This window comes from Rhodoferax sp. GT1R46, assembly GCF_056521285.1.
The window spans coordinates 32,182-55,999 of sequence record NZ_JBWMBC010000005.1 but is presented as its reverse complement, the minus strand read 5'-3'; the positions used below and the strand labels follow the sequence as shown (position 1 = coordinate 55,999).

The window sequence follows — 23,818 nt, the reverse complement described above, 5'->3', positions numbered from 1 at the left end:
TGGTCGGCCCGCTTATCCGACTCGCTTGGAAATTATTGACCTTCGGGTATGCCCGTCGGGTGGATATAGCCCAACTTCCATGCAATGAGAATGCAGGCAAACAGCAGAATGGAAAACCCGACCCGCATGGCGAGCGCGCGCGCCATGTTCCTGGATGCATTAGGCCCACTGCGTCCGCCACGCATCATGAAAACCAAAGCGACACCGAGACTGCCGAGAATGACCAGAAAAGCGATGATTACGAGATATGTCATGACGGAGATTATCTTGTGAATGTCCGATGGAAGTTTGCCCTGATTGCCATATCCGCACTGTTTGCGCTGGCAGCAACAATTTCGCTGGGTCGATGGCAATTGTCGCGAGCCGATCAGAAGCTGACACTGCAGGCCGCAATGGACGGCCAGAATGCCAAGTCTTTTCTTGATTCCACCGCATTGCTCTCCGGCGGTGACCTGACCCCATTTCTGTATCAAAGGGCCCGCCTGCGGGGGACCTGGGTGCGTGAGGCAACGGTCTTTCTCGACAACCGGCAGATGAAGGACCGGGTGGGATTTTTTGCAATGACTCCGCTGCTGCTCGAAGGTAGGCGTGCAGCCATTCTTGTACAGCGCGGTTGGGTGCCCCGTAATTTTGAGGACCGTGCACATCTGCCGTCGGTCGAGACGCCCGGCGGGGTGGTGGAAATTGAGGGCCGTATAGCCCCGGCGCCTTCCAAGCTTTACGAGCCAGGTCGTCCATCCGGCGGCCCGATCCGGCAAAATCTCGACCTCAAGGAGTTGGCCGCGGATACGGGCTTGCCCCTGTTGGCCGTGACCCTCCAGCAGACCGGTGCGTTCAGCGAAGGTTTGTTGCGTGAGTGGGCTCCTGTGAATTTGGGGGTCGACAAACATTACGGTTATGCGTTTCAGTGGTTCGGCCTGGCCGGGCTGATCGCCGTGCTTTTCCTCTGGTTTCAAATGATTCGACCTTTTATTCAACGTCGCAAGGACCCATTCCGCCATGTCTAGTGCTTCCCCTCGTGATGATCATCCATTGGGTTTAACGGTGCATTCCATGCCGGAGCCCGCGCAGATTGCGGCGGCCCAGGAGGGGCGCACGCGGGGTGGGCGCTGGAAGTTGCTGGCGGTATTCCTGATGTGTGCAGCCCCCGTAGTCGCCTCATACTTTACCTACTACGTGGTGCGACCGGAAGGGCGGCGCAATTTCGGTGAGCTGATCAATCCGCAGCGGCCATTGCCCGATCTTGCGGGGACCAAGCTGGATGCCACGGCCGTGAATTTGCGCGCTCTAAAGGGCCAATGGCTGTTGATTAGCGTTGCAGCAGGGGGCTGTGACAAAGCCTGTGCGGATCATTTGTACCTGCAGCGCCAATTGCGCGAAGGGGTGGGTAAAGACAAAGATCGTGTGGACTGGGTGTGGCTGGTCACGGATGCGACGCCTGTGCCGGACGCAATTCGCCCTGCGCTAAAGGATGCCACGGTCATTCGCGTGGCAGCGCCAGACCTTGCGCAGTGGCTACAAGCGCAGCAGGGACATGCCTTGCCCGAGCATCTTTATCTGGTCGATCCACTGGGGAACTGGATGATGCGCTTTCCAGCCGACCTCGCCGCGCAGGGGGCACCAGGGGCGGCCAACGCCAAGCGGGATCTCGAGCGGTTGTTGCGGGCCTCGTCCTCATGGGACACCGCAGGTCGTTGAGACCGGTTAGATAGATTTAACATGCACACATCGCTTTACGATTGGTCGCCCTTGCTGCGCATGCTGATGCTGGGCTTGTTGCTGGCCGCTGGACCGCTTCTGCTGGTGTATCTGCGCAACCGGCGTGCTACGCCGCTGGGCCGGCTGCATGCGTTGACCCTGGTGACGCTTTTCCTGACCTTTGATCTGGTGCTGTTTGGTGCGTTCACGCGCCTGACGGACAGCGGGCTGGGTTGTCCCGATTGGCCGGGTTGTTACGGCAGCGCCAGCCCTCTGGGGGCCAGCGCCCACATCACTGCGGCCCAAAGTGCGATGCCGACAGGTCCTGTGACGCAGGGCAAGGCCTGGGTGGAAATGATTCACCGCTATCTGGCCGTCAGCGTGGGCGTGTTGATTGTCGTGCTGGCTGTCTCCAACTGGCTGACCCGCAAATCCCGCGGACGGGAGGCTGCCATCAGCCTCTGGCTGCCACTGCTGACCTTGATTTGGGTGTGTGTTCAGGGTGCCTTCGGCGCGCTGACAGTCACGATGAAGCTTTTTCCTGCCATCGTCAGCCTGCACCTGCTCGGTGGTTATGTCCTGCTCGCCTTGCTGACGTACCAGGCCGTTCTCTCGGGGCAACTTCAGCGCAGCAGCCATCCCGGCCTAGCCTTATCCGCGGGTATGCGCCTGGGGATGGGGTTGGCCTTGGGCTTGCTGGTGCTTCAGGCCGCGTCGGGTGCCTGGGTCAGTACCAATTACGCGGTACTGGCGTGCTCCGAGTTCCCGATGTGTCAGGGCGCCTGGTGGCCGCAGATGGACTTTTCGGCTGGATTTGAGATTTGGCGACCCCTTGGATTGGGGCGCGATGGCGAACCCATCAGCTTCCAAGCCTTGACGGCGATTCACTATGTGCACCGAACACTGGCGATGCTGACATTGCTGGTGTTGGGCCTGGTTGCCTGGAACCTGCGGTCAGTCTCCGGACTGCGTTTGCCGGTCCGTGCATTGGGTGCGCTGCTTGCGTTGCAGTTGGCAACGGGCGTCAGCAACGTGGTGCTGGGCTGGCCTTTGCTGGCGGCGGTGCTGCATACCGGCGGCGCTGGCGCCATGGTGGTCGTCATGGTCTGGATGCTGGCGTCGACGCAGGCAACGACCGCAGCCGATCGCACCCAGGTATTTCAACGGAGAGTGACTGAATGACCGCGAATGTTTCCCTTGCCCCACCTTCCGTGATCCGGCAGTTCTATGCCTTGACCAAACCGCGCGTCATCCAGTTGATCGTATTTTGTGCGCTGATCGGGATGGTGCTGGCCGTGCCCGGAGCGCCCACCCTGGCGCAGGTCGGGTTGGCTGCCATTGCCTGTTTCGGGATCTGGCTGGTGGCCGGCGCAGCGGCCGCCTTCAACTGCATCGTTGAAAAAGGCATTGATGCCAAGATGAAGCGTACCGCGTGGCGCCCAACGGCCCGCGGTGAACTGGGCGACGCGCAAACCTTGCTGTTTTCGGCGGTTCTTTGTGTGGGTGGTTCGGCCGTGTTGTACTTTTGGGTGAACCCGCTGACCATGTGGCTCACCTTTGCCACATTTGTGGGTTACGCCGTTATTTACACCGTGATTCTCAAGCCACTGACGCCGCAAAACATCGTCATCGGTGGCGCATCCGGTGCCATGCCACCGGTATTGGGCTGGGCTGCCATGACGGGGAACGTAGGGCCGGAGGCGCTGATTCTTTTTCTCATCATCTTCCTGTGGACTCCTCCCCACTTCTGGGCACTGGCCTTGTACCGGGTCGAGGAATACCGCAAATCCGGTCTGCCCATGCTGCCCGTGACGCATGGAAGCGAGTTCACCCGTTTGCAGATACTGCTCTACACCATTGTGCTGTTTGCCGCCTGCCTGCTTCCGTTCGTGTATGGCATGAGCCGCTGGCTCTACCTGGCAACCGCCATCGTCCTGAGTGTGGGTTTTTGCCTGTACGCCTGGAAACTGTGGCGCAATTACTCCGATGAGTTGGCTCGGCGAACCTTTCGCTTTTCACTGATTCATCTGAGTGCCCTATTCGCCGCACTGCTGCTGGACCACTACATTTTTTAGGCCCCGATGAACAAAAGAAATGCTATCAAATTCATAGCTACCAGCGCAATGGTTGCGGGGGCTAGCGTGTTGTTTTCTGCCTGTTCTCCGAAGCAGGCAGCATTTTCGTCGATTGACCTTACCGGTGCTGACTACGCGAAGAACTTTGAGTTGACCGATCACAACGGCCAGGTTCGTCACCTGCAAGACTTCTCGGGCAAGATCGTAGTCATGTTTTTTGGCTACACCCAATGCCCGGACGTGTGCCCCACCTCCATGGCGGAGCTGGCCGAAGTGAAAAAAGCGCTGGGCAAAGATGGCGAGCGCCTGCAGGGGCTCTTCGTGACCGTGGACCCCCAGCGCGATACGCCCGAACTGCTGAAAGCCCATATGGCGAACTTTGATCCGAGCTTCCTGGCGCTCTACACCACGCCAGAAAAGCTGGTAGAACTCGCCAAGGATTACAAGGTCTATTACAAGCGGGTGGAGGGCAAAACCCCCACCAGCTACACCATGGACCACTCAGCGGGCAGCTACATCTACGACACCAAAGGCCAGTTGCGCCTGTTCACCCGCTACGGAGGCGGTGCCCAAGCGCTGACCTCAGACATTCAGATCCTGCTGAAACAGGCTTCCTAGGCGTATTCCGCCAGCGCCGTTTTCATCTTCTTCATGGCCGCCACCTCAATCTGGCGAATGCGCTCGGCACTCACACCGTATTCGGCGGCCAGATCGTGCAGCGTCATGCCGCCCGAGTTGTCGTCATTCACCTTGAGCCAGCGCTCTTCGACGATACGACGGCTGCGGGGGTCCAGCGCATCCAGTGCAGTGGCGATGCCCTCCGTCGCCAGAACATCCCGCTGGCGCGCCTCAATCATGGCAACCGGCTCATGGTTGCTATCCGTCAGGTAGGCGATGGGACCAAAGGCATCTTCACCGTCGTCAGAGGAACCCGGATCCAGCATCACGTCGCCGCCCGACAAGCGCGTCTCCATCTCCAGAACTTCCTCGGGTTTGACCTTTAGGTCACGCGCCATGGATGCCACCTGATCGGGGCTGAGTGTCTCGCGGTGCGTGCCTGTGTCGGCCGCAGCATCGTCACTTTTATAACGCTGCTTCATGGAGCGCAGGTTGAAGAACAGCTTGCGCTGGGCCTTGGTGGTTGCCACCTTGACCATGCGCCAGTTTTTCAAAATGTACTCATGTATCTCAGCCTTGATCCAGTGCAGCGCGTAGCTCACCAGACGCACGCCCTGATCGGGGTCGAAGCGTTTGACGGCCTTCATCAGGCCCACGTTGCCTTCCTGGATCAGGTCGCCGTGGGGCAGGCCGTAACCCAGATACTGGCGGGATACCGATACCACCAAACGCAGGTGCGAAAGCACTAACTTACCCGCAGCCTCAAGATCGTTGTCATTCTTGAACTTGCGTGAGAACTCCTGCTCTTGCGCCAAGGTGAGCATAGGCAAGCGATTGGCTGCCGAAATATAGGCATCCAGATTGCCCAGAGGGGGCACCAGCGACCAGGGATTGGCTACAGCCAGTGCGGCGCTCGGGGTTCCAAGTTGAAGTGTCATAGCTGAACTCCTTTTGTCATTCCGTGAATATTAGCACTCGGTATGAGCGAGTGCTAATCGATAAGTTCAATTCCCTTGATAGTTCACAACAACCAATCGCCCCGCGACCCTCGCCATTTTGTTGTGTTAGATGTTTTGGTTATTTAAAACTGATTATTCAATATTTTCAGTTTTAACGACTTGCTTTCAGAATCCATTCCATCGCAATCAACCGCACTGGAAACGCAAGCAAACCATGACACAAGGTCGCAAACTCATTCAAATCACGCTGGCCACCGTATTGGCTGGTTCGGGCTTGTGGGCTCAGGCCCAGCAAGCCGTGACCCTGCTCAACGTGTCGTATGACCCCACTCGCGAGCTCTACGTCGAATACAACGCGGCGTTCGCCAAATACTGGAAAGCCAAATCTGGCCAGGATGTCGCCATCAAGCAATCGCACGGTGGCTCCGGCAAGCAGGCGCGCTCAGTGATTGACGGGCTCGACGCCGATGTCGTCACGCTGGGGCTGGCCGGTGACATTGATGCACTGGCCCACAACGGGGGCTGGATTCCCAAAGACTGGCAAAAACGCCTGCCACACAATTCGGCGCCCTACAGCTCCACGATCGTCCTGGTGGTGCGCCAAGGCAATCCCAAGGGCATCAAGGACTGGGATGACCTGATCAAACCGGGCGTCAGCGTCATCACCCCCAACCCCAAAACATCGGGTGGCGCGCGCTGGAACTACCTGGCCGCCTGGGAGTTCGCGAAACGCAAGTTCGGTGACAAAACGACTGGAGATACCAAAGCCAAAGAGTTCGTCGCCAAGCTGTATGCCAATGTGCCGGTGCTCGACACCGGAGCCCGGGGCTCCTCCATTACCTTTGCCCAGCGCAACCAGGGCGACGTGTTCATTTCCTGGGAGAACGAGGCCTACCTGCTGGAGAAAGAGTTTGGCAGCAAGGTGGACGTGGTCTATCCATCCCTCAGCATTCTGGCCGAGCCGCCCGTCAGCGTGGTGGACAAGAACGTGGACAAGAAGGGCACCCGCTTGGTGGCAGAGGAATACCTGAAGTACCTCTATACCGAGGAAGGGCAGGACATTGCCGGCAAGAACTTCTACCGCCCGGCTGCTTCAGAAAAAGCCAGGGCCAAGTACGCCAAACAGTTCCCCATGCTGAACCTGTTCACCATCGAGCAAGCCTTTGGCGGATGGGCCAAGGCGGACAAGGATCACTTTGCCGACGGGGGCTCGTTTGACCAGATCTATTTGAAGAGGTAAATCGGTCTGTACCTCCCGTAGAGCATGCGCAAGCAGCTCCTTATTTCATAGCATGAGGTTGGGTGGCCTACATATGCTTATGCGAATTAGCAAATGAAAACTGAGTCGTTTGCGTTTGACACTTTGCTGCAGACAATGCATTTTTCGCACGACACGCACCCACATGGCAACCGCTTCCCCCACCATCATCATCGTGCCCGGCTGGCGCGACTCCGGGCCCGGCCACTGGCAAAGCCTGTGGTCTGAGCAGTTGCAGGATGTTGTGCGCGTGGTTCAGGACGACTGGATAACGCCCTCCCGCGCGGCATGGGTTGCCTCCATCACCCGCACGATTCTGGAGCAACCGGGTCCGGTGGTCATCGTGGCCCATAGCCTGGGCTGCATCGCCACCACCCACTTGCCGCTAGAGGCCACAGACCGTATTCATGGCGCGTTATTGGCCGCTCCGGCAGACCCGGAGCGCCGGGGCGTGCTGGCCGACTTTGCGCCGGTGCCCTACCAGCCGCTGCCCTACCGCAGCATTCTGGTGGCCAGCAGCAACGACCCCTATTGCCCGGTTCGCACGTCGGGCGCTTACGCCCGCGCCTGGGGCAGCGCGTTCGTCCGGCTTCAAAACGCCGGGCATATCAACATTGAATCCGGCTTTGGCCCCTGGCCGCTGGGGCTGGCCTTGCTGCAGTCGCTGGTCGGAGAGGGTGGACAACACCTGCCCTACGCGCCTTTGGTTCCTGCCCCTCTATCCCTTACCCCCAACTCCTTGGAGACCACATGAAATTCAAACAAAAAGCGACGTTAGCCCTCGCCGCCATTGCGCTGGCAGCTAGCAATTTTGTAGCAGCCCAAACGGCGCAACCCACCACCTTGCTCAACGTGTCCTACGACGTGTCGCGCGAGTTTTACAAGGACATCAACGCGGCGTTTGTGGCCAGCTACAAAAAATCCACCGGCAAAGATATCAAGATTGACCAAAGCCACGCGGGCTCCAGCGCCCAGGCGCGTGCGGTGAACGACGGCCTGGAGGCCGACGTGGTGACCATGAACACCACCACCGACATCGACTTTCTGGCCAGCACCGGCGTTGTGGCCAAAGACTGGACCAAGCGCTTTCCGCACAACGCCGCGCCCACCAGTTCCACCATGCTGTTTCTGGTGCGCAACAACAACCCCAAGGGCATCAAGGACTGGGACGACCTGATCAAACCCGGCATCCAGGTGGTGTTGGTCAACCCCAAGACCGGTGGCAATGGCCGTATGGCCTATCTGGCTGCCTGGGGTTCCGTGCGCAAAAAGGGCGGCACCGATGCGCAGGCCGCCGAATTTGTGGGCAAGCTCTACAAGAACGTGCCCGTGCTGGCCAAGGGCGGGCGGGACGCAACCAGCATCTTTTTGCAGCGCAATATTGGCGACGTGCTGATCACCTTTGAGTCGGAAGTGGTGTCAGTGGACAAGGAGTTTGGCGCAGGCAAGGTCGATGCCATCTACCCCAGCAGTTCCATCGTGGCCGAAAACCCGGTGGCCTTGGTAGAGCGCACCGTGGCCAAGAGGGGAAGCACCGAGGCCGCTCGTGCCTACCTGAACTTCCTGTACTCAGACGCAGGGCAGGAAATCGCTGCACAGCATGCCATTCGCCCCAGCAATACGGCCATCCTCAAGAAGTACGCCAGTACGTTCAAGCCCATTGCGCTGTTCACCGTAGAGGAATACTTTGGCTCGTTTGCTGAGGCCCAGAAGGTGCACTTCAACGACGGCGGCCAGTTCGACAAGCTCTACACGGTCAAATAGATGACAGTTGCTTCCCTTTCTGCGCCGCTGCACGCGCCAGGTGGCTTGGCACGCAAGCGCACGGCCCGGCGTGTGCTGCCCGGCTTCAATCTCACGCTGGGCTACACCGTCCTGTACCTGAGCCTGATCGTGCTGATACCGCTCTCGGCGCTCGTCTTCAAAACCTTCACCCTGACCTGGGAGCAGTTCTGGGCCGCCGTCAGCGGGCCACGCGTGGTGGCGTCCTACCAGCTCACGTTTGGCGCCTCGTTGTTGGCTGCCATGGTGAATGTGGTGTTTGGGCTGCTGGTGGCCTGGGTGCTGGTGCGCTACAACTTTCCTGGCAAAAAATGGGTTGATGCGCTGGTGGATTTGCCGTTTGCGCTGCCCACCGCGGTGGCCGGCATCTCGCTCACCGCGCTGCTGGCGGGCAATGGCTGGATCGGGCAATACCTGGAGCCCCTGGGAATTCAAGTTGCGTTCAAACCGGCGGGCATCGTCATCGCACTGATCTTCATCGGGCTGCCCTTTGTTGTGCGCACGGTGCAGCCGGTGCTGGAAGACGCCGAGAAAGAGCTGGAAGAAGCCGCGACCTGCCTGGGTGCCACGCGCTGGCAAACGTTCACCCGGGTGATATTCCCGTCGATTGCGCCGGCCTTGCTCACCGGCTTTGCCATGGCTTTTGCCCGCGCGATTGGGGAATACGGCTCGGTGATTTTTATCGCGGGCAACATGCCCATGGTGTCCGAGATCACGCCGCTCATCATCATCGGCAAGCTGGAGCAATATGACTACGCCGGTGCCACCGCCGTGGCGCTGGTGATGCTGGTGATTTCGTTTGCGCTCTTGCTGGTTATCAACGCACTGCAAAGCTGGCAGCGCAAGCGCTCGGGGGCAGCATCATGAGTACCGCTGCTAACTCCCGTAGCCTGCGCAACGCCAGAGCAGGCACCACCGAGGCCGCCTGGGTGCGCTACACGCTGATTGGCACCGCGCTCGCCTTCATGGCGCTGTTTCTGGTGCTGCCGCTGGCCGCGGTGTTTGCCGAGGCGCTGCGCAAAGGCTTCGGCGCCTATCTGGAGGCACTGCAGGAGCCCGATGCATGGTCTGCCATGCGGCTTACCCTGCTGACCGCTGCCATTGCCGTGCCGCTGAACCTGGTGTTTGGCGTGGCCGCCGCCTGGTGCATTGCCAAGTACGAGTTTCGGGGCAAGGCTTTCCTGACCACCCTGGTGGATTTACCGTTTTCGGTGTCGCCCGTGGTGGCCGGCCTGATCTACGTGCTGATGTTTGGCGCGCAAGGCTGGTTTGGTCCGTGGCTGCAGGCGCATGACATCAAGATCATCTTCGCCGTGCCGGGCATCGTGCTGGCCACGGTGTTTGTGACCTTTCCGTTCATCGCCCGCGAACTCATTCCGCTGATGCAGTCGCAGGGCAACGACGAAGAGCAGGCCGCCATTGTGCTGGGCGCAACCGGCTGGCAGACCTTCTGGTATGTGACGCTGCCCAACATCAAGTGGGGCCTGATCTACGGCGTGATCCTGTGCAACGCACGGGCCATGGGCGAGTTTGGCGCGGTGTCGGTGGTGTCGGGCCACATCCGTGGGCAAACCAACACGCTGCCACTGCATGTGGAAATTTTGTACAACGAGTACCAGTCGGTGGCGGCCTTTGCCGTGGCTTCGCTCCTGGCCATTTTGGCGCTCGTTACCTTGTTCATCAAATCAGTGGCCGAGTGGCTGCATGCGCGTGAGCTCAAAGCCATTGCCGCGCTGTCGCCAGAGCGGCCTTCCAAGGACCTCGCATGAGTATCGAAATTCGCAACGTCAGCAAACAGTTTGGCGACTTCCACGCGCTGCGCGATGTATCGCTGGACATTGACTCGGGTGAACTGGTGGCGCTGCTGGGGCCCTCGGGCTGCGGCAAGACCACACTGTTGCGCATCATCGCCGGGCTGGAAACGGCGGACGCGGGCAGCATTCTTTTCAGCGGCGCCGATACCACCGAGGTGCATGTGCGCGAGCGCCAGGTGGGGTTTGTGTTCCAGCACTACGCGCTGTTTCGCCACATGACGGTGTTTGAAAACGTGGCCTTCGGCCTGCGCGTCAAGCCCCGAGCCCTGCGCCCCAGCGAAGACAGGATCAAGCAAAAAGTGCATGAGCTGCTGGGTCTGGTGCAACTGGACTGGCTGGCCGATCGTTACCCTTCGCAGCTATCCGGTGGCCAGCGTCAGCGCATCGCATTGGCCAGGGCCCTGGCGGTGGAGCCCAAGGTGTTGTTGCTCGACGAGCCCTTCGGTGCGCTGGATGCCAAGGTGCGCAAGGAGCTGCGCCGCTGGTTGCGCCGCCTGCACGACGACTTGCACGTGACCAGCATTTTTGTGACCCACGACCAGGAAGAGGCGCTGGAGGTGGCCGACCGCGTGGTGCTGATGAACAGCGGCAAAGTGGAGCAGGTGGGCACGCCGCAACAGGTGTGGGACCACCCGGCCAGTCCGTTTGTCTACGGCTTTCTGGGCGATGTGAACCTGTTCCATGGTCGCGCCCATGAAGGCGAGGTGCAGATTGGCCCTGACCAGCACGGAATCCGCCTGGCATCGCCCGAACACGGCGATGCGCAAAACGCCAAGGCGTTTGCCTATGTCCGGCCGCACGACCTGGAGGTGGTGCGCTACACCCCGGGGGCCACCGGCATCGTGGCCAAGCTGGAGCGCGCCATCGTGATCGGGCCGATCGCACGGCTGGAACTGGTCCGCGTGAATCCGGCGGACGGTGTCAAGGATGAGTTGATTGAGGCGCAGATGCCCGCGCAGCAGTTCAGGGATCTGGCACTGCGCGACGGTGAAACGCTGGTGCTGACACCCCGCAAGGCGCGGGTCTTTGTGGAAGGGTAATCCGCGGTTAACCTACGGGGATGCATCCCCAGTCCTCGCTTTCAAAGAAGCTCATCCGAATTGGCGTCAGCCTGCTGGTCGTCGCTCTGGCGTCGATCGGGTTGACGCTGTGGGTCACCTGGCAGCTGGAAGGTGGCGCCGCTGCGGTGAACGAGGCAGGGCGCATGCGCATGCAAACCTGGCGTCTGTCCAGCACGGTGCAGTCCGGGTTGCCGCATGCCGAGGTGCAGGCGCTGGTGGGGCAGTTTGATGAGAGTCTGGGCCTGTTGCGTGCGGGAGACCCCGCCCGGCCGCTGTTTGTTCCGTCGGATGCACTGGTCAGCCGCAAGTTTGCAGTAGTGGAGTCGCTGTGGAGCGTGCAACGGGCGCAGTGGCTCCGTGAGCAGCCCCTTTCCGCACAGGATTCATTGCAGACCGCTGGCGTTTTTGTGGATGCCATCGACGCCTTTGTATTGGCCATCGAGCAGCAGCTGTCCCGCCTCACCGCCATTCTGAATCTCTTTCAATTCGTGATGATGGCGCTGGCCATTGGGGGCGCGGTTGTGATGCTCTACACCGGCTACCTGTTTGTGATCAACCCGCTTGCGAACCTGCGACAGGGGCTGCGCAAGCTGGAGTCGGGTGACTTCACCACCCGCATTGAAGTGGATACCCAGGACGAATTTGGCCAGGTCGCCACCGGTTTCAATGGCATGGCGACCCGGTTGCAGTCGCTGTATGAAGGGCTGGAAGCCCAGGTTGAGGCCAAGACCCGCCACATAGAAGCCCAGCGCGCCCGCATCGAAACACTCTACGAAGTCAGCGCCTTTTTGGCGGAAGCCAACACGATTGAGGAACTGTCCAAAGGATTTGCGAAGCGTGTACGTACGGTCATGAAGGCCGATGCCGTGGCGGTGCGCTGGTCCGACGAGGCCAACCAGCGCTACCTGATGCTGGCGTCTGACTGTTTTCCCCAGGAGATGATGGAAGACGAACGCAGTCTGCTGGCAGGGGCCTGTGCGTGTGGAAATCTCAAGCCGGATGCCCGTACACGCGTCATCCCCATCGTGAGCCATGAGCACGCACCCGTGCGCCACTGTGCGCGGGCGGGTTATGAGTCGCTGGTCAGCGTGCCGATACGGCTGCAGCAGCGACTCATTGGCGAGATCGACCTGTTCTTTCGCAGCAGTGTGACCTTGCGAACCGACGAAGTCGAGTTGCTGGACGCGCTGGCCAGCCATTTGGCCAGTGCGCTGGAGGGGCTACGCGCCGCCGCACTGGAGCGCGAAGCGGCTGTGGGGGAGGAGCGCGCGCTGCTGGCGCGGGAGCTGCATGACTCCATAGCCCAGTCACTGGCCTTTCTGAAAATTCAGGTTCAGCTGCTGCGCTCCGCCACCCAGAAAGAGCAGGCCGCCCAGGTGCAAACCGCACTGGATGAGCTCGATACCGGCGTGCGAGAGAGCATCAATGACGTGCGGGAGTTGCTGGTCCATTTCCGTACCCGTACCAACACGGACGACATTGAGCAGGCGTTGCAGGAAACCCTGCAAAAATTCAAACACCAGACCGGCCTGCCCACGCTGCTGAAGGTTCAGGGCGACGGCTTGCCGCTACCGCCGGATGTGCAGGTGCAGGTGCTGCATGTGGTGCAGGAAGCCTTGTCCAACGTCCGCAAGCATGCAGGGGCCACCCATATTGATCTGGACATACTCAAGGGTGCGTGCTGGCGCTTTGTGGTGCGTGACAACGGCATTGGCTTTGATCTGGACCGGGACCATGGCGAGTCCCATGTCGGCATGAATATCATGCGCGAGCGGGCTGCACGCATCGGTGCCGAGGTGCGCGTCGTATCTGCAGAAGGCCAGGGAACCACCGTGACACTGACGCTGCCACCCCATCCCGTGATGGGCAACGGGCTGACGGCGGGCGCAACATGACACTCACCATGAAACCTGTTCAATTGCTGGTGGTCGATGACCACAACCTGTTTCGTCGCGGACTGATTGCCCTGCTGTCGCAGGACGGGCGCTTTGACGTGACCTGCGAGGCCGCCGACATGGGCGAGGCGTTGCGCTGCGCCCAGCGCAGCCGGCCCGATCTGATCTTGCTGGATAACCACCTGCCCGGCGTACGCGGGGTTGACGGTATTGCCGCCCTGAAGGAAGCGGCCCCGGGTGCGCGCGTTCTCATGCTCACGGTGAGCGAAAACGAAGAGGATCTGGCGGCGGCCCTGCAGGCGGGGGCCGATGGCTACTTGCTCAAGACGGTGGAGTCGGACCAGCTGTGCGAGTCCATCGTCAAGGTTCTGGGCGGCGAGTCGGTGGTCAGTCCCGAAATGATGACCAAGCTGGTCGCCGCGTTCAGGGCCAAGCCCGCATCCGGCGCTCCGTTGGTGGCGGCCTCGACCGCGGGCACGGAAGCGGCCGGTATTGCGCTGCTGTCTGCCAGAGAGCGTGAAGTGCTGTCGTTGATTGCCCGTGGCGACAGCAACAAGGTGATCGCCCGCAGCCTGGAGATTGCCGAGACCACCGTCAAGATCCATGTGCAGCACATCCTGCGCAAGTTGCAGCTCTCTTCCCGAGTGCAGGCCGCTGTGTACGCCGCTGCGCTGAATATTTCTTGACATTCATCAACATCCCCTCTGTTTGAGTGCGGCATAGTTCTTTCGAACTAGGCCGGGTCCGCCCGACATAGTTCCATTTTCTGGTTCGGCACGTTCGAATGGCGGATTGTCAATCTGTCCCCTATCCGGGATAGTCATGCCATACCTCAGGAGAAGGAAATATGGCCTCTGATTTGGGCAACTCAAGAAAAGCGTGGTCGGTGCTGATCGTCAGCACTCTGGCATTTACCGTGTGCTTCATGGTGTGGATGATGTTTGGCGTCATCGGCATCCCGATCAAGAAGATGCTGGGCCTCAACGCAACCCAGTTCGGCCTGCTGATGGCCACACCGGTGCTCACGGGCTCGCTGATCCGGGTGCCCCTGGGCATCTGGACAGACAAGTACGGCGGCCGCGTTGTCATGGCCTGCCTGATGGCATTGACGGTCCCCGCCATCTGGACGATGAGCTACGCCACCGAATACTGGCACTTCCTGACCATTGGCTTGTTCGTGGGTCTGGCTGGTGGTTCGTTCTCGGTGGGCACTCCCTACGTGGCACGCTGGTTTCCCAAGAACAAGCAGGGTACGGCCATGGGCATCTATGGCGCGGGCAACTCCGGAGCAGCAGTGAACAAGTTCGTCGCTCCGGTGCTGCTGGTGGCCTTTGGCTGGGCCATGGTTCCGCAGGTCTACGCCGGCATCATGCTGGGGGCCCTGATTCTGTTCTGGATGTTCAGCTACAGCGACCCCTCGCATCTGGTGTCCACCAACGTCAGTTTCAGGGACCAGCTCAAGGCACTGAAAGACCCCAAAGTGGTGAAGTACTGCCAGTACTACAGCATCGTGTTTGGTGGCTACGTCGCCTTGTCCTTGTGGATGGTGCAGTACTACGTGGGCGAATACGGGCTCGACATCCGCATTGCGGCGCTGTTGGCGGCATGCTTCTCGCTGCCTGGCGGCGTGTTGCGTGCCATTGGCGGTGTCATGTCCGACAAATACGGTGCCCACAGCGTGACCTGGTGGGTCATGTGGGTGAGCTGGATCTGCCTGTTCCTGTTGTCCTACCCACAAACCGACTTCACCATTCTGACGGCCAATGGACCCAGCACCTACCACATTGGTTTGAATGTCTACGCCTTCACGGCACTGATGGCCGTCCTGGGTGTGGCCTTTGCTTTCGGCAAAGCCAGCGTGTTCAAGTACATCAGCGATGACTACTCGCAGAACATCGGAACCATCAGCGGCATCGTCGGCCTGGCCGGTGGTCTGGGTGGCTTCGTGTTGCCCATCATGTTTGGCGCATTGATGGACCTGACCGGTATCCGCTCCAGCGCCTTCATGCTGATGTACGGCGTGGTCTGGGTCTCCTTGATCTGGATGTACTGGACCGAAGTGCGCAAGGCCCCGGTCATGGGCAAAGACGCCAAACCCTTTTCTCTTCAAAACTAAACCGGCCCCTCCACTGGAGTCATGACTATGAACACAAAAAACACTTCCGGGGCCGACATCTCCGACTGGCGTCCTGAGGACGAGAAGTTTTGGGAGAGCACAGGCAAAAAAATTGCCTACCGCAATCTGTGGATTTCGATCCCGGCCTTGCTCTGCGGCTTTGCCGTCTGGGGCATGTGGGGCATCATCACCGTGCAGATGCTGAACCTGGGTTTTCCGTTTACCCAGGCCGAGCTGTTCACGCTGACGGCCATCGCTGGTATCTCGGGCGCCACCATGCGCATCCCGGCATCCTTTCTGATCCGCCTGGCGGGCGGGCGCAATACCATTTTCCTGACCACCGCGATGCTGCTGGCCCCGGCCATTGGCACCGGCATGGCCTTGCAGCACCCTGAGTGGCCGCTGTGGGTGTTTCAGCTCATGGCCTTGTGGTCCGGCGTGGGCGGCGGCAACTTTGCCAGCTCCATGGCCAACATCACCACTTTCTTTCCCAAGCGCTTGCAAGGCACGGCACTGGGTTTGAATGCGGGCTTGGGCAACTTTGGTGTGACCACCATGCAGATCGTCATTCCGCTGGTGATGACCATCGGACTGTTTGGCGAGTTCGGCGGCGAGCCCCGCGTACTGATCAAAGCCAGCGGCTGGATTTTTGGAAAGATTGCAGCGGGCACGCCCACCTACATCCAGAACGCCGGTTTCGCCTGGGTGCTGTCGCTGGTGCCGCTGAGTGTGTTGTGCTGGTTTGGCATGAGCAATCTCAAGACCGTGTCGCCGGATACGGGCAGCCCGTTGGCCGCGTTTGCCAAGGTGACGTACCTGTACACGCTGGCCTTCATCCCGTCTATCGTGATGCTGTACCTCTATTTGCCTGCGCCCACCGGCTTGGGGTTGCTCAACATGTGGGTGGCTATTCCGCTGGACATCATCGCGGCCCTGGCGGTCATGCGGCTCGCGGCTTTTGGCTCGATGAAAGAAAACGTTGCCAAGCAGTTCGCCATTTTCAGTAACAAGCACACCTGGTCCATGACGGCGCTGTACGTGGTGACCTTCGGCTCTTTTATCGGCTTCTCGATGGCACTGCCTTTGGCCATCACGGTGATCTTTGGCTTTCAGCACATGCCTGATGCGGCCGGTGTCATGCAGCACGCGCTGAAAAATCCCAACGCACCGTCTGCGCTGACCTATGCCTGGATGGGCCCCTTCATTGGCGCTGCGGTGCGCCCGGTGGGTGGATGGATTTCCGACAAGCTGGGCGGCTCCATCGTCACCCAGTGGGTGTCGGTGGTGATGGTTGCGGCTTCTGCGGCAGTGGGCTACGTGATGATGCTGGCCTACCAGTCGGCCACACCCGAGCAATATTTCTTCGTGTTCATGGTGCTATTCATCGTGCTGTTCGCCGCCACCGGTGTGGGCAACGGCTCCACCTTCCGCAGCGTGGGCTTTATTTTTGATCGCCAGCAAGCCGGCCCCGTGCTGGGCTGGACGTCTGCCGTGGCGGCTTACGGCGCCTTCATTGCCCCAGTGGTGATTGGTGCCCAGATCAAAGCGGGCACACCCCAAAACGCCATGTACGGCTTTGCCATCTTCTACGCGCTGTGCCTGGTGCTGAACTGGTGGTTCTACCTGCGTGCCGGCGCCGAGATCAAGAATCCCTGAGCCGGGTTGCCATAAATCACTATCAATTTAATAGCTGCCTGCTCACTATTGACGGGGTCTACAGCCCGATTTGTTCACTAATTTTGTCCACTGAGGTCATTCTATGAGCCACTTCCTTGATCGACTAAGCCACTTCTCGGCGCCCAAGGAGAGCTTCTCCGACGGCCACGGCGTTACCACCGGTGAAGACCGCACGTGGGAAGACGCGTATCGCGACCGCTGGGCCCACGACAAGATCGTGCGCTCCACTCACGGCGTGAACTGCACGGGCTCCTGCTCGTGGAAGATTTACGTCAAAGGCGGCATCGTCACTTGGGAAACCCAGCAGACCGATTACCCCCGCACCCGCGATGACCTGCCCAACCACGAACCCCGTGGTTGTGCCCGCGGCGCGTCGTACAGCTGGTATTTGTACAGCGCCAACCGCGTCAAATACCCCATGGTGCGCGGCCGCCTGCTGGAGCACTGGCGCGCAGCACTAGCGGTGGCCAAGAGCCCGGTCGATGCGTGGGCTGCCGTGGTTGAAAACCAGTCTGCCCGCAGCGAATGGCAAAAGCAACGCGGCCTGGGCGGCTTTGTGCGCAGCACCTGGGATGAAGTGAACCAGCTGATTGCCAGCGCCAACGTCTACACCGCCAAGAAATACGGCCCGGACCGGATCGTGGGTTTCTCGCCCATTCCGGCCATGTCCATGGTCAGCTATGCCGCCGGTAGCCGCTACCTGTCGCTCATCGGTGGCGTGCCACTGAGCTTTTACGACTGGTATTGCGATCTGCCTCCCAGCAGCCCACAGGTGTGGGGTGAGCAGACCGACGTGCCCGAGTCGGCCGACTGGTACAACTCCAACTTCATCATTGCCTGGGGCTCCAATGTGCCCCAGACCCGCACGCCCGACGCCCACTTCTTCACCGAGGTGCGCTACAAGGGTGCCAAGACGGTCGCTATCACGCCCGATTACTCGGAAGTCGCCAAACTGGCCGACCTGTGGATGCACCCCAAGCAGGGCACCGACGCCGCAGTTGCCATGGCCATGGGCCACGTCATCCTCAAAGAGTTCTACTTTGACAAGCGCAGCAGTTATTTTGATGATTACGTGCGCCGCTACACCGACATGCCCAACCTGGTGCAACTGGAAGAGCGCACCTTGCCCGATGGCCGCAAGGTCATGGTGCCAGGCCACTACCTGCGCGCCAGTGATTTCAATGGCAAGCTGGGCCAGGCCAACAACCCTGAGTGGAAAACCGTGGCGATTGACGAGAACGACAAAATCGTTCTGCCCAATGGCTCCATTGGGTTTCGCTGGGGTGCGGAAGGCCGTGCCGACATCGGCAAGTGGAATCTGGAAAGCAAAGAAGCGCGCGACAACGGCGACGTCAAGCTCAAGCTGAGCATGATGGAAGCGTCTGCCAACGGCGGTGCTGCGGACTATGAAATTGGCGAAGTCGGCTTCCCGTATTTTGGCGGTATCGACACCCCCAATTTCACCGCCAACAAGCAGGGCCAGGCGCCTGATGACGTGCTGGTGCGCAAGGTGCCGGTGCGCCGCATCAAGCTCGGCAAGGCCGGCGAAGAGCGCTATGCGCTGGTAGCAACCGTGTTTGACTTGACGGTTGCCAACTACGGCGTGGCCCGTGGCATCCCCGGTGAGAACGCTGCCACCAGTTACGACGACAACACTCCGTACACCCCGGCGTGGCAAGAAATGATCACCGGCGTCAAGCGTGACCAGGTGATTGCAGTCGCCCGCCAGTTTGCCGACAACGCCGACAAGACCCGTGGCAAGTCCATGGTCATCATCGGTGCGGCCATGAACCACTGGTACCACTCGGACATGAACTACCGCGGCATCATCAACATGCTGATGATGTGCGGCTGCATTGGTCAGTCCGGCGGCGGCTGGGCCCACTACGTGGGGCAAGAAAAGCTGCGTCCGCAAACCGGCTGGACGGCACTGGCATTTGCTCTGGACTGGGTGCGCCCACCCCGGCAGATGAACGGTACCAGCTTCTTCTACGCGCACACCGACCAGTGGCGCTACGAAAAACTGGGTGTGGACGAAATCTTGTCGCCCCTGGCCGACAAGGCCAAGTTTGGCGGCAGCCTGATTGACTACAACGTACGCGCCGAGCGCATGGGCTGGTTGCCCAGTGCACCGCAGTTGCAAACCAACCCCATGCAAGTAGTGAAGGATGCCAACGCTGCGGGCATGGACCCCAAAGACTACGTGGTCAAGTCCTTGAAAGATGGCAGCTTGAAGATGAGCTGCGAAGACCCGGACCACCCCGCCAACTGGCCGCGCAACATGCTGGTGTGGCGCTCCAACCTGCTGGGCTCCAGCGGCAAGGGCCATGAGTACTTTTTGAAGCACCTCTTGGGCACCACCAATGGCGTGCAGGGCAAAGACCTGGGCGCAGAAGAAGCCAAACCGACCGAAGTGCAATGGCATGACAAGGCGCCTGAAGGCAAGCTGGACCTGCTGGTCACGCTGGACTTCCGCATGAGCACCACCTGTTTGTATTCAGACATCGTGTTGCCCACCGCCACCTGGTACGAGAAGAACGATCTCAACACCAGCGACATGCACCCCTTCATCCACCCGCTGTCCACCGCAGTGGACCCGGCGTGGCAATCACGCTCGGACTGGGAGATTTACAAGGGCTTTGCCGAAGCCTTCAGCAAAGTGTGCGTGGGTCACCTGGGCGTGGAAAAAGAAGTGGTGCTCACACCGCTGATGCACGACACCCCGTCCGAGTTGGCGCAGGCGTTTGACGTGAAAGAGTGGCACAAAGGGGAGTGCGATCTGATCCCCGGCAAGACGGCACCGTCTGTTGCCGTGATTGAGCGGGATTACCCCAACACCTTTGCCCGCTTTACCGCGCTGGGGCCGTTGATGGAAAAAGCCGGCAACGGCGGCAAAGGCATCGGCTGGGACACGAAAACCGAGGTCCGCCAACTGGGCGAACTCAACGGCAAAGTGCATGCCGAGGGTGTGACCAAAGGCATGGCCAAAATCGTCACCGATATTGACGCAGCCGAAGTCATTTTGCAATTGGCCCCCGAGACCAATGGTCACGTGGCCGTCAAGGCCTGGCAGGCGTTGTCCAAGATCACGGGGCGTGACCACACCCATTTGGCCATCCACCGTGAAGACGAAAAAATCCGTTTTCGCGATATCCAGGCGCAACCGCGCAAGATCATCAGCTCGCCCACCTGGAGCGGCATTGAGAGTGAAACCGTGTCGTACAACGCTGGCTATACCAACGTTCATGAGCTGATCCCATGGCGCACCCTGACCGGTCGTCAGCACTTCTACCTGGATCATCCGTGGATGACCGCTTTTGGCGAGGGCCTCACCAGCTACCGCCCACCTGTGGACTTGAAGACCATCGAAGGCATCAAGGACCGCAAGCCCAATGGCAACAAGGAAGTTTCCCTGAACTTCATCACGCCACACCAGAAGTGGGGTATTCACTCCACCTACACGGACAACCTGATCATGCTCACCCTGAGCCGTGGTGGCCCGTGCGTGTGGATGAGTGAAGACGATGCCAAAGAGGCCGGCATTGTGGACAACGACTGGATCGAGTTGTTCAACTCCAACGGCGCCATTGCGGCCCGTGCGGTGGTGAGCCAGCGCGTGAAGCCCGGCATGGTGATGATGTACCACGCGCAGGAGAAGATCATCAACACCCCCGGTGCTGAGATTTCGGGTACCCGCGGCGGCATTCACAACTCGGTCACCCGCATTGTGACCAAGCCCACGCACATGATCGGTGGTTACGCACAGTTCAGCTACGGCTTCAACTACTACGGAACCATCGGTACCAACCGCGACGAGTTTGTGGTGGTGCGCAAGATGCGCAAGATTGACTGGCTCGATGGCGAAGCCCCAGCAACCATCCAGGCCTAAGGAGAAACACGATGAAAATACGCGCGCAAATCGCCATGGTGCTGAACCTGGACAAGTGCATTGGATGCCACACCTGTTCGGTTACCTGCAAAAACGTGTGGACCAGTCGCCCCGGCATGGAGTACGCCTGGTTTAATAACGTCGAAACCAAGCCCGGCATTGGTTACCCCAAGGAGTGGGAAAACCAGACCAAGTGGAATGGCGGCTGGATTCGCAAGGCAGACGGCTCCATCGAGCCCAAGCAAGGCGGCAAGTGGAAGTTGCTCATGCGCATCTTCTCCAACCCCAACATGCCGTCGATTGACGACTACTACGAGCCCTTCACTTTCGACTACGACCACCTGCAGTCGGCACCCGAAGTCAAGGCGCCACCGACCGCGCGCCCGCGCAGCCTGATCACCGGCAAGCGCATGGAGAAGATCGAGTGGGGCCCGAACTGGGAAGAAATTTTGGGTGGCGAGTTCTCCAAGCGCAGCAAGGATGCGAATCTGGACAACTTTGACCAGGTCCAGAAAGACATGATGGGCCAGTTTGAAAACACCTTCATGATGTACCTGCCGCGCCTGTGCGAGCACTGCCTGAACCCTGCGTGCGTGGCATCGTGCCCCTCAGGCTCGATCTACAAGCGCGAAGACGACGGCATTGTGCTGATCGACCAGGACAAGTGCCGCGGCTGGCGCATGTGCGTCTCGGGCTGCCCATACAAAAAGATTTACTTCAACTGGAAATCGGGCAAGGCCGAGAAGTGCATCTTCTGTTACCCCCGTATCGAAGCCGGTCAACCGACCGTGTGCTCCGAGACCTGCGTCGGCCGTATCCGCTACCTGGGCGTGGTTCTGTATGACGCAGACCGCATTCTTGATGCCGCCAGCGTGGAAAACGAGAAAGACCTGTACCAGGCACAACTCGACATCTTCTTGAATCCGAATGACCCCGAGGTGATCAAGCAAGCGCGCATCGACGGCATTCCCGATGCCTGGATGGCGGGCGCCCGCAACAGCCCGGTCTACAAAATGGCCGTGGAGTGGAAAGTGGCCTTGCCCTTGCACCCCGAGTACCGCACGCTGCCCATGGTGTGGTATGTGCCACCCTTGTCGCCCATCAACTCGGCGGCCAACGCCGGTCACATTGGTGCCAATGGCGAGATTCCTGATATTTCGCAGATGCGCATTCCCGTGCAGTACCTGGCCAACCTGCTCACCGCCGGTGACACCGGCCCTGTGGTGCGCGCCCTGGAACGCATGCTGGCCATGCGTGCCTACCAGCGCAGCAAACACGTGGACAACGTGCAAAACCTGGCTGTGCTGGAGCAAACCGGACTGTCGGTTGCCGAGGTGGAAGAGATGTACCAGATCATGGCGATTGCCAACTACGAAGACCGCTTTGTCATCCCGACATCGCACCGCGAATACGCCGAAAACGCGTTTGACTTGCGCGGTGGCTGTGGCTTCTCGTTTGGCAATGGTTGCTCCGACGGTGCGTCGGAAACCAGTTTGTTTGGTGGCACCAAGGCGCGCACCATTCCGATCAAGTCGATGCTCTAGGTACAAGGAGAACCCCGATGAAAGACAACCGTTATTCCCTGCGTGCGTTGGCGATGATGTTGGGCTACCCCGACGCCGCCCTGCGTACGAATTTGCCCCAACTGATCGAAGCCATTGATACGGAGGCCGCCGTACCCGCAGCGCGGCGTCTGGAGCTCAGGGCGCTGGCATCTGAACTGGCGCGCATGGACCCCATGGAAGTGGAAGCGCGCTACGTGGAAACGTTTGACCGGGGCCGCGCGACGTCGCTGCATCTGTTTGAACATGTCCATGGTGACTCGCGTGACCGGGGTCCCGCCATGGTGGACTTGGCGCAGACGTATGAGAAAGCCGGCTTGATGATGAGCCCGGATGAGTTGCCTGACCATTTGTGTGTGGTGCTGGAGTTTGCCTCCACGCAGCCGCCCAAACTGGCGGCCGATTTTCTCGGCGAGATGGAGCACATCCTGACCGCCATCTTCAGCGCGCTGCGCAAACGCGAGAGCCCGTACGCCACGATCATCGCAGCAGTCCTGGAGTTGGCCGGACAAAAAGTGCAGGCCGTGCCCGTCGTGGCAGATGAAGCCATGGACGAGGCGTGGGTCGAGCCCATGGCCTTTGACGGCTGCAGCACCAAAGGCCAGGCCAAACCTGGCGACCCTCAACCGATTCACTTTGTTCGCAAAGCACCCGCTGCGCAAGGAGCAACACTATGAACGCCCTCGACAACTTTCTCTTTGGTATCTACCCCTACATCTGCCTGAGCGTTTTTCTGCTGGGTAGCCTGTTGCGCTTCGATCGCGACCAGTACACCTGGAAGAGCGATTCCTCCCAGTTGCTGCGCGCGGGCCAGTTGCGTTGGGGCAGCAACCTGTTCCACGTGGGCGTGTTGTTCCTGTTCTTTGGTCACACCTTTGGCATGTTGACGCCGCACTTTGTGTATGAGCCGTTTATCAGTGCGGGCAACAAGCAGATCGTGGCCATGGTCTCGGGCGGCATCTTTGGTGTGTTCGGATTTATCGGCGTGAGCCTGCTGTTGCACCGCCGCCTGAGCGACGAGCGCATCCGCATCAACTCCAAAACCAGCGACATCGTTCTGCTGGTGCTCTTGTGGTTGCAGCTGGCGCTGGGCTTGGCCACCATTCCTTTGTCGGCACAGCACCTGGACGGCAGCATGATGCTGAAGCTGGCCGGTTGGGCGCAGCACATCATGACCTTTCAGGCTGGTGCGCCGGAGATGCTGGCACAGGCGGGCTTCGTCTTCAAGATGCACATGTTCCTGGGTATGTCGATCTTTTTGATCTTCCCGTTCACCCGCCTGGTGCACGTGTGGAGTGGATTCGGTGCAGCGGCGTACCTGGTGCGTCCGTACCAGGTGGTACGCAGCCGCCGTGTGGGTATGACGCCCAGCACGCCTTTGAGCCAACGCAATAAATCCGTTTAAGAGAGAGGC

Annotated in this window: 21 protein-coding genes; 19 read left to right on the top strand and 2 right to left on the bottom strand. The window is 59.9% G+C overall.

Features of this window, described 5'->3' with window-relative positions:
- Window positions 1–32 precede the first annotated feature (32 nt).
- Window positions 33–254, bottom strand: coding sequence for a twin transmembrane helix small protein (locus AC097W_RS12300; protein ID WP_479602853.1), 222 nt, complete (start codon window positions 252–254; stop codon window positions 33–35).
- Window positions 255–269: 15 nt separating this feature from the next.
- Here AC097W_RS12300 and AC097W_RS12295 point away from each other — a divergent pair, with 15 nt between their 5' ends.
- The 5 genes from AC097W_RS12295 to AC097W_RS12275 are packed head-to-tail and all read left to right on the top strand — an operon-like array spanning window position 270 to window position 4,391.
- The gene (locus tag AC097W_RS12295; protein WP_479602852.1) at window positions 270–1,007 is read left to right on the top strand and encodes an SURF1 family protein; all 738 of its coding nucleotides are present in this window, start codon (window positions 270–272) and stop codon (window positions 1,005–1,007) included.
- On the top strand, window positions 1,000–1,698 hold the full coding sequence (locus AC097W_RS12290; RefSeq protein ID WP_479602851.1) for a hypothetical protein: 699 nt from the start codon (window positions 1,000–1,002) through the stop codon (window positions 1,696–1,698). The genes AC097W_RS12295 and AC097W_RS12290 overlap by 8 nt, the downstream gene beginning before the upstream one ends.
- Before the next feature lie 21 nt (window positions 1,699–1,719).
- Entirely contained in the window at window positions 1,720–2,880 is a 1,161-nt protein-coding gene (locus tag AC097W_RS12285) for a COX15/CtaA family protein (protein ID WP_479602850.1), read from the top strand.
- Window positions 2,877–3,773, top strand: coding sequence for a heme o synthase (gene cyoE, locus AC097W_RS12280; RefSeq protein WP_479602849.1), 897 nt, complete (start codon window positions 2,877–2,879; stop codon window positions 3,771–3,773). Before AC097W_RS12285 ends, cyoE begins: the two co-directional genes overlap by 4 nt.
- 6 nt (window positions 3,774–3,779) lie before the next feature.
- Window positions 3,780–4,391, top strand: a complete 612-nt coding sequence (locus AC097W_RS12275; protein ID WP_479602848.1) for an SCO family protein — start codon at window positions 3,780–3,782, stop codon at window positions 4,389–4,391.
- Here AC097W_RS12275 and rpoH read toward each other — a convergent pair.
- Window positions 4,388–5,329, bottom strand: coding sequence for an RNA polymerase sigma factor RpoH (gene rpoH, locus AC097W_RS12270; RefSeq protein WP_479602847.1), 942 nt, complete (start codon window positions 5,327–5,329; stop codon window positions 4,388–4,390). The two genes, AC097W_RS12275 and rpoH, sit on opposite strands and share 4 nt — an antisense overlap.
- A 235-nt stretch (window positions 5,330–5,564) precedes the next feature.
- Here rpoH and AC097W_RS12265 point away from each other — a divergent pair, with 235 nt between their 5' ends.
- From AC097W_RS12265 to narI, 14 genes are all read left to right on the top strand, one after another.
- Window positions 5,565–6,590, top strand: a complete 1,026-nt coding sequence (locus AC097W_RS12265; RefSeq protein WP_479602846.1) for a sulfate ABC transporter substrate-binding protein — start codon at window positions 5,565–5,567, stop codon at window positions 6,588–6,590.
- A 163-nt stretch (window positions 6,591–6,753) separates the two neighbouring features.
- The gene (locus AC097W_RS12260) at window positions 6,754–7,362 is read left to right on the top strand and encodes an RBBP9/YdeN family alpha/beta hydrolase (RefSeq protein ID WP_479602845.1); all 609 of its coding nucleotides are present in this window, start codon (window positions 6,754–6,756) and stop codon (window positions 7,360–7,362) included.
- The gene (locus AC097W_RS12255; protein WP_479602844.1) at window positions 7,359–8,372 is read left to right on the top strand and encodes a sulfate ABC transporter substrate-binding protein; all 1,014 of its coding nucleotides are present in this window, start codon (window positions 7,359–7,361) and stop codon (window positions 8,370–8,372) included. The genes AC097W_RS12260 and AC097W_RS12255 overlap by 4 nt, the downstream gene beginning before the upstream one ends.
- Entirely contained in the window at window positions 8,373–9,257 is an 885-nt protein-coding gene (gene cysT / locus AC097W_RS12250) for a sulfate ABC transporter permease subunit CysT (protein WP_479602843.1), read from the top strand. It abuts the gene before it with no gap.
- Window positions 9,254–10,159, top strand: coding sequence for a sulfate ABC transporter permease subunit CysW (cysW, locus tag AC097W_RS12245; protein ID WP_479602842.1), 906 nt, complete (start codon window positions 9,254–9,256; stop codon window positions 10,157–10,159). The genes cysT and cysW overlap by 4 nt, the downstream gene beginning before the upstream one ends.
- Window positions 10,156–11,244, top strand: coding sequence for a sulfate/molybdate ABC transporter ATP-binding protein (locus AC097W_RS12240; RefSeq protein WP_479602841.1), 1,089 nt, complete (start codon window positions 10,156–10,158; stop codon window positions 11,242–11,244). The genes cysW and AC097W_RS12240 overlap by 4 nt, the downstream gene beginning before the upstream one ends.
- A gap of 20 nt (window positions 11,245–11,264) precedes the next feature.
- Complete coding sequence (locus AC097W_RS12235; protein WP_479602840.1) at window positions 11,265–13,160, top strand: type IV pili methyl-accepting chemotaxis transducer N-terminal domain-containing protein; 1,896 nt, start codon at window positions 11,265–11,267, stop codon at window positions 13,158–13,160.
- A gap of 8 nt (window positions 13,161–13,168) precedes the next feature.
- Entirely contained in the window at window positions 13,169–13,846 is a 678-nt protein-coding gene (locus AC097W_RS12230; RefSeq protein ID WP_479602839.1) for a response regulator, read from the top strand.
- A gap of 161 nt (window positions 13,847–14,007) precedes the next feature.
- Entirely contained in the window at window positions 14,008–15,276 is a 1,269-nt protein-coding gene (locus tag AC097W_RS12225) for an MFS transporter (RefSeq protein WP_479602838.1), read from the top strand.
- A gap of 27 nt (window positions 15,277–15,303) precedes the next feature.
- On the top strand, window positions 15,304–16,932 hold the full coding sequence (locus AC097W_RS12220; protein ID WP_479602837.1) for an MFS transporter: 1,629 nt from the start codon (window positions 15,304–15,306) through the stop codon (window positions 16,930–16,932).
- A 103-nt stretch (window positions 16,933–17,035) separates the two neighbouring features.
- Complete coding sequence (locus tag AC097W_RS12215; RefSeq protein WP_479602836.1) at window positions 17,036–20,842, top strand: nitrate reductase subunit alpha; 3,807 nt, start codon at window positions 17,036–17,038, stop codon at window positions 20,840–20,842.
- Window positions 20,843–20,853: 11 nt separating this feature from the next.
- Complete coding sequence (narH, locus tag AC097W_RS12210; RefSeq protein ID WP_479602835.1) at window positions 20,854–22,386, top strand: nitrate reductase subunit beta; 1,533 nt, start codon at window positions 20,854–20,856, stop codon at window positions 22,384–22,386.
- A 17-nt stretch (window positions 22,387–22,403) separates the two neighbouring features.
- The gene (narJ, locus tag AC097W_RS12205; RefSeq protein WP_479602834.1) at window positions 22,404–23,081 is read left to right on the top strand and encodes a nitrate reductase molybdenum cofactor assembly chaperone; all 678 of its coding nucleotides are present in this window, start codon (window positions 22,404–22,406) and stop codon (window positions 23,079–23,081) included.
- Window positions 23,078–23,809, top strand: coding sequence for a respiratory nitrate reductase subunit gamma (gene narI / locus AC097W_RS12200; protein WP_479602833.1), 732 nt, complete (start codon window positions 23,078–23,080; stop codon window positions 23,807–23,809). Before narJ ends, narI begins: the two co-directional genes overlap by 4 nt.
- The last annotated feature ends 9 nt before the right edge of the window (window positions 23,810–23,818 follow it).

Excerpts from the sequence above, each read along its gene's own strand:
- AC097W_RS12300 (WP_479602853.1), bottom strand. The coding sequence starts at position 254 with ATGACATATCTCGTAATCATCGCTTTTCTGGTCATTCTCGGCAGTCTC.
- AC097W_RS12290 (WP_479602851.1), top strand. The coding sequence starts at position 1,000 with ATGTCTAGTGCTTCCCCTCGTGATGATCATCCATTGGGTTTAACGGTG.
- AC097W_RS12285 (WP_479602850.1), top strand. The coding sequence starts at position 1,720 with ATGCACACATCGCTTTACGATTGGTCGCCCTTGCTGCGCATGCTGATG.
- cyoE (WP_479602849.1), top strand. The coding sequence starts at position 2,877 with ATGACCGCGAATGTTTCCCTTGCCCCACCTTCCGTGATCCGGCAGTTC.
- AC097W_RS12275 (WP_479602848.1), top strand. The coding sequence starts at position 3,780 with ATGAACAAAAGAAATGCTATCAAATTCATAGCTACCAGCGCAATGGTT.
- rpoH (WP_479602847.1), bottom strand. The coding sequence starts at position 5,329 with ATGACACTTCAACTTGGAACCCCGAGCGCCGCACTGGCTGTAGCCAAT.
- AC097W_RS12265 (WP_479602846.1), top strand. The coding sequence starts at position 5,565 with ATGACACAAGGTCGCAAACTCATTCAAATCACGCTGGCCACCGTATTG.
- AC097W_RS12260 (WP_479602845.1), top strand. The coding sequence starts at position 6,754 with ATGGCAACCGCTTCCCCCACCATCATCATCGTGCCCGGCTGGCGCGAC.
- AC097W_RS12255 (WP_479602844.1), top strand. The coding sequence starts at position 7,359 with ATGAAATTCAAACAAAAAGCGACGTTAGCCCTCGCCGCCATTGCGCTG.
- cysT (WP_479602843.1), top strand. The coding sequence starts at position 8,373 with ATGACAGTTGCTTCCCTTTCTGCGCCGCTGCACGCGCCAGGTGGCTTG.
- cysW (WP_479602842.1), top strand. The coding sequence starts at position 9,254 with ATGAGTACCGCTGCTAACTCCCGTAGCCTGCGCAACGCCAGAGCAGGC.
- AC097W_RS12240 (WP_479602841.1), top strand. The coding sequence starts at position 10,156 with ATGAGTATCGAAATTCGCAACGTCAGCAAACAGTTTGGCGACTTCCAC.
- AC097W_RS12235 (WP_479602840.1), top strand. The coding sequence starts at position 11,265 with ATGCATCCCCAGTCCTCGCTTTCAAAGAAGCTCATCCGAATTGGCGTC.
- AC097W_RS12230 (WP_479602839.1), top strand. The coding sequence starts at position 13,169 with ATGAAACCTGTTCAATTGCTGGTGGTCGATGACCACAACCTGTTTCGT.
- AC097W_RS12225 (WP_479602838.1), top strand. The coding sequence starts at position 14,008 with ATGGCCTCTGATTTGGGCAACTCAAGAAAAGCGTGGTCGGTGCTGATC.
- AC097W_RS12220 (WP_479602837.1), top strand. The coding sequence starts at position 15,304 with ATGAACACAAAAAACACTTCCGGGGCCGACATCTCCGACTGGCGTCCT.
- AC097W_RS12215 (WP_479602836.1), top strand. The coding sequence starts at position 17,036 with ATGAGCCACTTCCTTGATCGACTAAGCCACTTCTCGGCGCCCAAGGAG.
- narH (WP_479602835.1), top strand. The coding sequence starts at position 20,854 with ATGAAAATACGCGCGCAAATCGCCATGGTGCTGAACCTGGACAAGTGC.
- narJ (WP_479602834.1), top strand. The coding sequence starts at position 22,404 with ATGAAAGACAACCGTTATTCCCTGCGTGCGTTGGCGATGATGTTGGGC.
- narI (WP_479602833.1), top strand. The coding sequence starts at position 23,078 with ATGAACGCCCTCGACAACTTTCTCTTTGGTATCTACCCCTACATCTGC.